Origin of the sequence: Lacrimispora sp. (genome assembly GCF_032078915.1) — a bacterium.
In the GTDB taxonomy this organism is placed as follows: domain Bacteria; phylum Bacillota; class Clostridia; order Lachnospirales; family Lachnospiraceae; genus Lacrimispora.
Genome location: NZ_DAMAUN010000163.1, coordinates 1 through 6,235, shown reverse-complemented (window position 1 = coordinate 6,235; position 6,235 = coordinate 1). Strand labels below are relative to the sequence as shown.

Genomic DNA, 6,235 nt, shown 5'->3' with positions numbered 1-6,235 from the left:
TCCGGTTTTCCAGGTCAGCCGTTTTGCTGCCGGGGGAATCGATACAGGCCGGCTGGTGACGGCAGAGCTGGATTTATTACCTTCCATGGATTTTAACAGTACCAGACAGCTTCTTTCGGAAAGGGCGAAGCGCTTTAGCTACCGGCCGGCAGAAGAATTCTTAAATGGTGTATTAAATCACAAGCTGGCTTGGATTCTTTTAAAGGAAGCCGGGATCCCGGAAAAGGGCTTTGTTAAAGATATCACAACCCAGCAGATAAAAAAACTGACCTCTGTTCTAAAGGGACTTAAAACAGAAATCCTTGCCGCCAATTCCTTTGATCAGGCTCAGGTGTGCAGCGGAGGCATTGATACCAGGGAAGTGGACCCTGGTACCATGGAGTCAAAACTAATGAACGGACTTTACCTGGCTGGGGAGATTCTTGACGTGGACGGCATCTGCGGAGGTTATAACCTTCAGTGGGCGTGGTCTTGCGGCATACTGGCAGGTACTAGTGCAGGAAAGGCTGTCCTTCGGGGCAGGAAAGAGGAACGTAATGATCAGAATTAATCAGTTAAAGCTGCCGGTGGATCACACAGAAGAGGCCTTATGGGCAAAAGCAGCAAAAACACTAAAAATTCCGGTAAAGGAAATCCGCTCCATTCAAATAATCAAACAGTCTGTTGATGCAAGAAAAAAAGAGGAAATCCATTTTACTTACAGCATTGATGTGGAAACTACAAAAGAAGAGTCTGTGATACATAAAGCAAAAAGCGGAGACATTGGAATATCAGAGAAAAAAGAATACGCCTTTCCAAAGCCGGGTACTGGGCGAATGGCCAGCCGGCCGGTTATCATCGGTGCCGGACCGGCCGGACTTTTTTGCGGCCTCATGCTGGCAAGACACGGATACCGTCCCCTTCTTCTGGAACGAGGAGAATCCGTGGAAAAGCGCAGGGAGGCTGTGGACTTATTCTGGAATGGCGGGACATTAAAACCGGATTGTAATGTACAGTTTGGAGAGGGAGGTGCAGGCACCTTTTCCGATGGAAAGCTTAATACCCTTGTAAAAGATCCCCTGATGAGGAACAGGAAAGTACTGGAGCTTTTCGTGGAATTCGGAGCGGATCCTTCGATTCTCTATGTAAACAAGCCTCATATCGGCACCGATGTTTTAAGCGGCATCGTGAGAGGGATGAGGAAGGAGATCATAAACCTTGGAGGAGAGGTCCGTTTTAACAGCCGTGTGACCGATTTTATCGTAAAAGACAGCAGGGTGCAGGGAGTGATGGTCGATGAAAAGGAAGAGATCCTGACAGAAATTCTTGTGCTGGCTATCGGGCACAGCGCCAGGGACACGTTTGAAGTCCTGAATAAAAGAGGCATTCCAATGGAAGCGAAGGCTTTTGCAGTGGGCTTAAGAATCCAGCATCCACAGGAAAGCATAAACCGTTCTCAGTATGGAACTGGAAACCATCCCGTACTGGGCCCGGCGGATTACAAACTGACCCATCAGTGCACAAACGGAAGAGGTGTATATACCTTCTGTATGTGTCCCGGTGGATATGTAGTCAATGCCTCCTCAGAGGAACACAGGCTTGCAGTAAACGGAATGAGCTATCACAAGAGGGATGGCGTAAATGCCAACAGCGCCCTGATTGTCACCGTGACACCAGAGGATTTTGGCGGAACGACTCCTCTTGCAGGAATCGCTTATCAAAGGCGGCTGGAAGAAGCAGCCTTTTTAAGCAGCAGCGGGAAAATTCCGGTCCAGCTTTACGGTGATTTTAAAAAGAATCAGCCCTCAAAGGCATTTGGTGATGTAGAACCGGCCTTTAAAGGCTTATATGATTTTGCCAACATCAGAGAATTTCTTCCTGAATACTTATCAGAATCCCTGATCCAGGGAGTGGAAGCCTTTGAACGCCGGATTCACGGCTTTTCCAGGCCGGATGCCATCCTGGCAGGTGTGGAAAGCAGAACCTCTTCACCGATACGCATTCCCAGAGGCGAAACCTTTGAATGCAGTATTAACGGAATCTATCCATGCGGAGAAGGCGCCGGATATGCAGGAGGGATCACCTCTGCTGCAATGGATGGCTTAAAAGTGGCGGAAGCCATTGCTTCCAGATTTAATAGGTTTTCCATATAAATTGACGAAACCATAAAAATGATGTAAGATATGAAACAAAAAGAAATACAGAAAGCAGATGATAATGAAGATGAACGTCACAGAACGAGAGGAACTAAAGGATAAAAAAAGGATTGTGATAAAGATCGGATCCTCATCTTTAACCCATGCCTACACAGGGGATTTGAATCTGATGAAAATTGAAAAGCTGGTTCGGGTAATCAGCGATTTAAAGGGACAGGGAAAGCAGGTGGTTTTAGTTTCCTCCGGCGCAATTGCAGCAGGACGTCAGGCTCTTGGGTACCATACCAGGCCTGTTACCATATCAGAAAAACAGGCATTCGCCGCCGTGGGCCAGGCCAGGCTTATGATGGTGTACCAAAAGCTGTTTGCTGAATATAATCAAATAGCGGCACAAGTTCTTTTAACCAAAAATACTATGGTTAATGACAGCAGCCGTTATAATGCCCAGAACACCTTTGATGAACTTTTAAAGCTTGGGACCATTCCCATTGTCAATGAAAACGATACCGTATCCACCTCTGAAATTCCTCTGGTGGATAATTTTGGCGATAATGACCGGCTTTCCGCCATTGTTGCCGCATTGATCGGGGCGGATCTTTTAATATTATTATCAGATATTGACGGTCTTTATTCCGATGATCCCAGACAAAACCCGAAGGCAGAATTTATCGGTTTGGTAAAGGAAATCACGCCTAAGCTGCTTGATATGGGAAAATCCACCTCCGGAAGCGATGTGGGTACCGGAGGCATGGCTGCGAAGCTTGCTGCCGCCCGTATTGCTACGGACAGCGGTTCCGATATGGTCATTGCGAACGGTGACCAGGTGGAGGTCATCGAGCAGATCGTGACAGGCGAAGAAAGAGGAACCCTGTTCCTGGCCCATCCAAACCATGACTTTGACTTAATGGACTATATTAATCACGAATATTAAGGAGAATACTATGAATCAGGATAAAATCGACAGAATCAATACCCTTTATCATAAATCAAAAGCAACAGGATTATCGGAAGAAGAACAGGCGGAGCAGGCTGCTTTACGAAGAGAGTATATCGAATCCATCCGCAATAGTTTACGGGGAAATTTAAACAACATTTCCATTCAGGAGGAAGACGGATCCGTAACGGATTTAGGTAAAAAGTATGGAAAAGTTGGAGAAGAATGATATCAGGCGATTGATAAAAGAGCAGCGGAAGACCTTGGAAACGGTTACCGAGTGTGTATGGAACGATGCCATCTGCGAGCAGCTTTTAAGCCTTGATGATATCATTCGGGCATATTGTGTTTACTGCTATGTATCCTTTCGTCAGGAAGCAGGTACCTGGAAGTTCATGGAAGCTTTATTAAAACAGGGAAAATACATAGCAGTACCAAAGGTCGTTGGAAAGGAACTTGAATTTTATTCCATTTCCGGAAAAGCAGATTTAGAAGAAGGCATCATGGGTATTATGGAGCCAAAACCAACCTGCTTAAAAATCCATGATCCGGAAGCACCTGTGATTGTTCCGGGAGTTGCTTTTGATAAGTCAGGAAACCGGCTCGGATACGGCGGCGGGTATTATGACCGTTTCTTTGAAAGAGAACCAAACCATCCCCGCATTGCCATAGCCTACGGCTTCCAGGTCTTTGACCATATTCCTACGGAACCACATGACAAACGTATGGATCGGATTATCATTCCTTAAGGCATTCCCTTAAGGGCAAGAAAAAAGAAACACCGATTAAGAAACACCCTTCGGGTATCCCTTTACACCCGGTAAAACTGGGTGGGCCCTGCCCAAAGAGCATGGGCAGGAAAGTGGAAAAGATTGGAGGAACCTTTTATGACGATTACTGAAATCGGAAAAAAAGCAAAAGAGACAGCCGGAATTATAGGGATCCAGGGCTCAGCAAGAAAGAATGAAGGCTTAAAGGCAGCGGCGGCGGCCCTGCTGGAAGGAGAAGCGGAAATCCTCGCCGCAAACCAGGAGGATGTAATAAAAGCTGCTGCTTCCGGAATGAACGCCGGACTGATTGACCGCCTGGAACTGACTCCTGCGAGAATCGAAGCCATGGCTGACGGACTTTTATCCGTAGCTGCGCTGGATGACCCGGTGGGAGAAGTACTTTCCATGAAGGTCCGCCCCAATGGCCTGACCATCGGCCAGAAGCGCGTTCCTTTGGGCGTTGTAGGTATTATATACGAAGCCAGGCCCAACGTGACCGCCGATGCCTTTGGGCTCTGCTTTAAATCAGGAAATGCCGTGATCTTAAAGGGCGGAAGCGATGCCCTGGAATCCAATATGGCCATAGTTAAATGGCTCCGTACCGGCCTTAGGAATGCCGGCTTTCCGGAGGATACCATCCAGCTCATCACTGATACTGACAGAGAAGTAACAAAGGAATTCATGGGTCTTAGGCAATATGTGGATGTATTGATCCCAAGAGGAGGCGCCGGATTAATAAAAGCCGTTGTGGATAACAGTACCATTCCGGTCATTGAAACAGGGACCGGAAACTGCCATATTTTTGTCGATGAATCCGCTGATTTTGATATGGCCTTAGATATCATATTTAATGCAAAGACCCAGAGGATCGGAGTATGCAATTCTTGCGAATCCCTGGTCATTCACAGAGCAATTGCCCCTCAGTTCCTGCCTTTATTAAAAGAGCGGCTTTCTCAGAAATCTGTCGAGATCCGGGCGGATGAAGAGGCCTGTACCATGGCAGAGGGATTTGTCCCTGCAACCGAGGAAGATTGGGGAAGTGAATACCTGGACTACATTTTGTCCTTAAAGATTGTTGGCTCTGTGGATGAAGCGATTGCCCACATAAACCGTTATAACACCAAGCATTCCGAAGCCATCATTACATCAGATTATAACAACGCTCAGAAGTTTTTAAATGAGATCGATGCAGCAGCCGTTTATGTCAATGCATCCACGCGCTTTACGGATGGATATGAATTCGGCTTTGGCGCTGAGATCGGGATCAGCACCCAGAAACTCCATGCAAGAGGTCCTATGGGACTTAAAGAGCTGACGACTACCAAATATATCATATATGGGGATGGCCAGGTACGCCCGTAGCCCAGGCTGTCTTTAATAAAAACGGCTGTGAGAAAGGAAATTCTTTCTCACAGCCATTTTTATTGGAGAATCTTCAGTTCCCCTATGGAAGGACTTCTTTCAGTCAGCTTTTGACGTATGTTAACTGGTATTTTGGTGAGTTAAGCGTTAATTCTGTATAATCCATGATCTGATTATTGGTCAGATAAGTAGTATTGGCAACTCTCAGAATGGGAGTATCCAAAGATATCCCAAACATTTCTGCAATATTTTTTGAAGGATGAATGGGTGTTACAGTATGGTCGCTGTATGCGATTTTCATTTCCTTCACCTTTTCAAAGTATTGATATTTTGACTGCTGCAGTACCTGCATGGAGATATCGGGATATAACCGGCTGGACATATAGGTTGTTTCAAACTGAAAAATTTCATCATTTGCATACCGGATCCTTTCAATAAAATAAATAGGTTCCCCTGTCTCAATCTTTAAGATGGAAGCAATATTTGAAGGTGCTTTCTGGATCATAAAGGTTGGAACTTCTGTCCGGACGGAAATACCCTGTTCACACATTACTTCTGAAAATCCCTGGATGGAACTGGGGTTTAATGTAACAGAAGGGTGGCACACAAAGGTTCCCACTCCGGCAACTCTTGTCAAAAGACCCTTTGCAACCAGATTATCTGTGGCTTTTCTGACAGTCACCCTTGATACATGATAGGTGTTGGAAAGCTCCAGCTCTGTGGGGATAAGATCGTCTTTTTTGTAATAACCTAAATTTATTTTCTGAAGCAAGTCATTTTCAATCTGTTTATATTGTGCAATTCTTTTTTCTGCCATAATTATCACCTCATTTTCTAATAAAATCAGTTCTTTAATTGTATTATACTTTGAAATAAATGACAATACATATTTGAATTAACAGGTAAACTACGCAGCATATTAATAAAGGATGCTGCATGTCTTATGATAATACAATTGAATTAAATGTATTGACATTGCTATGTGGTTGTAGTATATTATGTATAGAAATGATAATACATATCAAACAGTCATA

7 protein-coding genes are annotated in these 6,235 nt (G+C 45.1%); 6 read left to right on the top strand and 1 reads right to left on the bottom strand.

All coding sequences use genetic code 11. The features are described from left to right. From RT269_RS29415 to RT269_RS29390, 6 genes are all read left to right on the top strand, one after another. A partial coding sequence (locus RT269_RS29415; protein ID WP_313188044.1) for an NAD(P)/FAD-dependent oxidoreductase occupies nt 1–550 on the top strand: 550 nt, incomplete at its 5' end. Further along, nucleotides 537–2,132, top strand: coding sequence for an NAD(P)/FAD-dependent oxidoreductase (locus RT269_RS29410; protein WP_313188043.1), 1,596 nt, complete (start codon nt 537–539; stop codon nt 2,130–2,132). The genes RT269_RS29415 and RT269_RS29410, both read left to right, overlap by 14 nt. Before the next feature lie 70 nt (nt 2,133–2,202). Then, a complete protein-coding gene (proB, locus tag RT269_RS29405) occupies nt 2,203–3,066 on the top strand; it encodes a glutamate 5-kinase (protein ID WP_313188046.1) in 864 nt (287 codons plus the stop codon). 10 nt (nt 3,067–3,076) lie between these two features. Continuing rightward, nucleotides 3,077–3,298: a DUF896 domain-containing protein gene (locus RT269_RS29400; protein WP_054790714.1), complete on the top strand. Its 222-nt coding sequence runs from the start codon at nt 3,077–3,079 to the stop codon at nt 3,296–3,298. After that, nucleotides 3,276–3,818, top strand: a complete 543-nt coding sequence (locus RT269_RS29395) for a 5-formyltetrahydrofolate cyclo-ligase (protein ID WP_313188042.1) — start codon at nt 3,276–3,278, stop codon at nt 3,816–3,818. The genes RT269_RS29400 and RT269_RS29395 overlap by 23 nt, the downstream gene beginning before the upstream one ends. Nucleotides 3,819–3,956: 138 nt before the next feature. Beyond that, a complete protein-coding gene (locus RT269_RS29390) occupies nt 3,957–5,201 on the top strand; it encodes a glutamate-5-semialdehyde dehydrogenase (protein ID WP_313188041.1) in 1,245 nt (414 codons plus the stop codon). A gap of 103 nt (nt 5,202–5,304) precedes the next feature. On the opposite strand, the gene RT269_RS29385 is transcribed toward RT269_RS29390, so the two are convergent. After that, entirely contained in the window at nt 5,305–6,018 is a 714-nt protein-coding gene (locus RT269_RS29385) for a GntR family transcriptional regulator (RefSeq protein ID WP_313188040.1), read from the bottom strand. Between the last annotated feature and the right edge of the window lie 217 nt (nt 6,019–6,235).

What these genes read in the sequence shown, in the direction of transcription:
- RT269_RS29410 (WP_313188043.1), top strand. Translation starts at nt 537, where the DNA reads ATGATCAGAATTAATCAGTTAAAGCTGCCGGTGGATCACACAGAAGAG.
- proB (WP_313188046.1), top strand. Translation starts at nt 2,203, where the DNA reads ATGAACGTCACAGAACGAGAGGAACTAAAGGATAAAAAAAGGATTGTG.
- RT269_RS29400 (WP_054790714.1), top strand. Translation starts at nt 3,077, where the DNA reads ATGAATCAGGATAAAATCGACAGAATCAATACCCTTTATCATAAATCA.
- RT269_RS29395 (WP_313188042.1), top strand. Translation starts at nt 3,276, where the DNA reads ATGGAAAAGTTGGAGAAGAATGATATCAGGCGATTGATAAAAGAGCAG.
- RT269_RS29390 (WP_313188041.1), top strand. Translation starts at nt 3,957, where the DNA reads ATGACGATTACTGAAATCGGAAAAAAAGCAAAAGAGACAGCCGGAATT.
- RT269_RS29385 (WP_313188040.1), bottom strand. Translation starts at nt 6,018, where the DNA reads ATGGCAGAAAAAAGAATTGCACAATATAAACAGATTGAAAATGACTTG.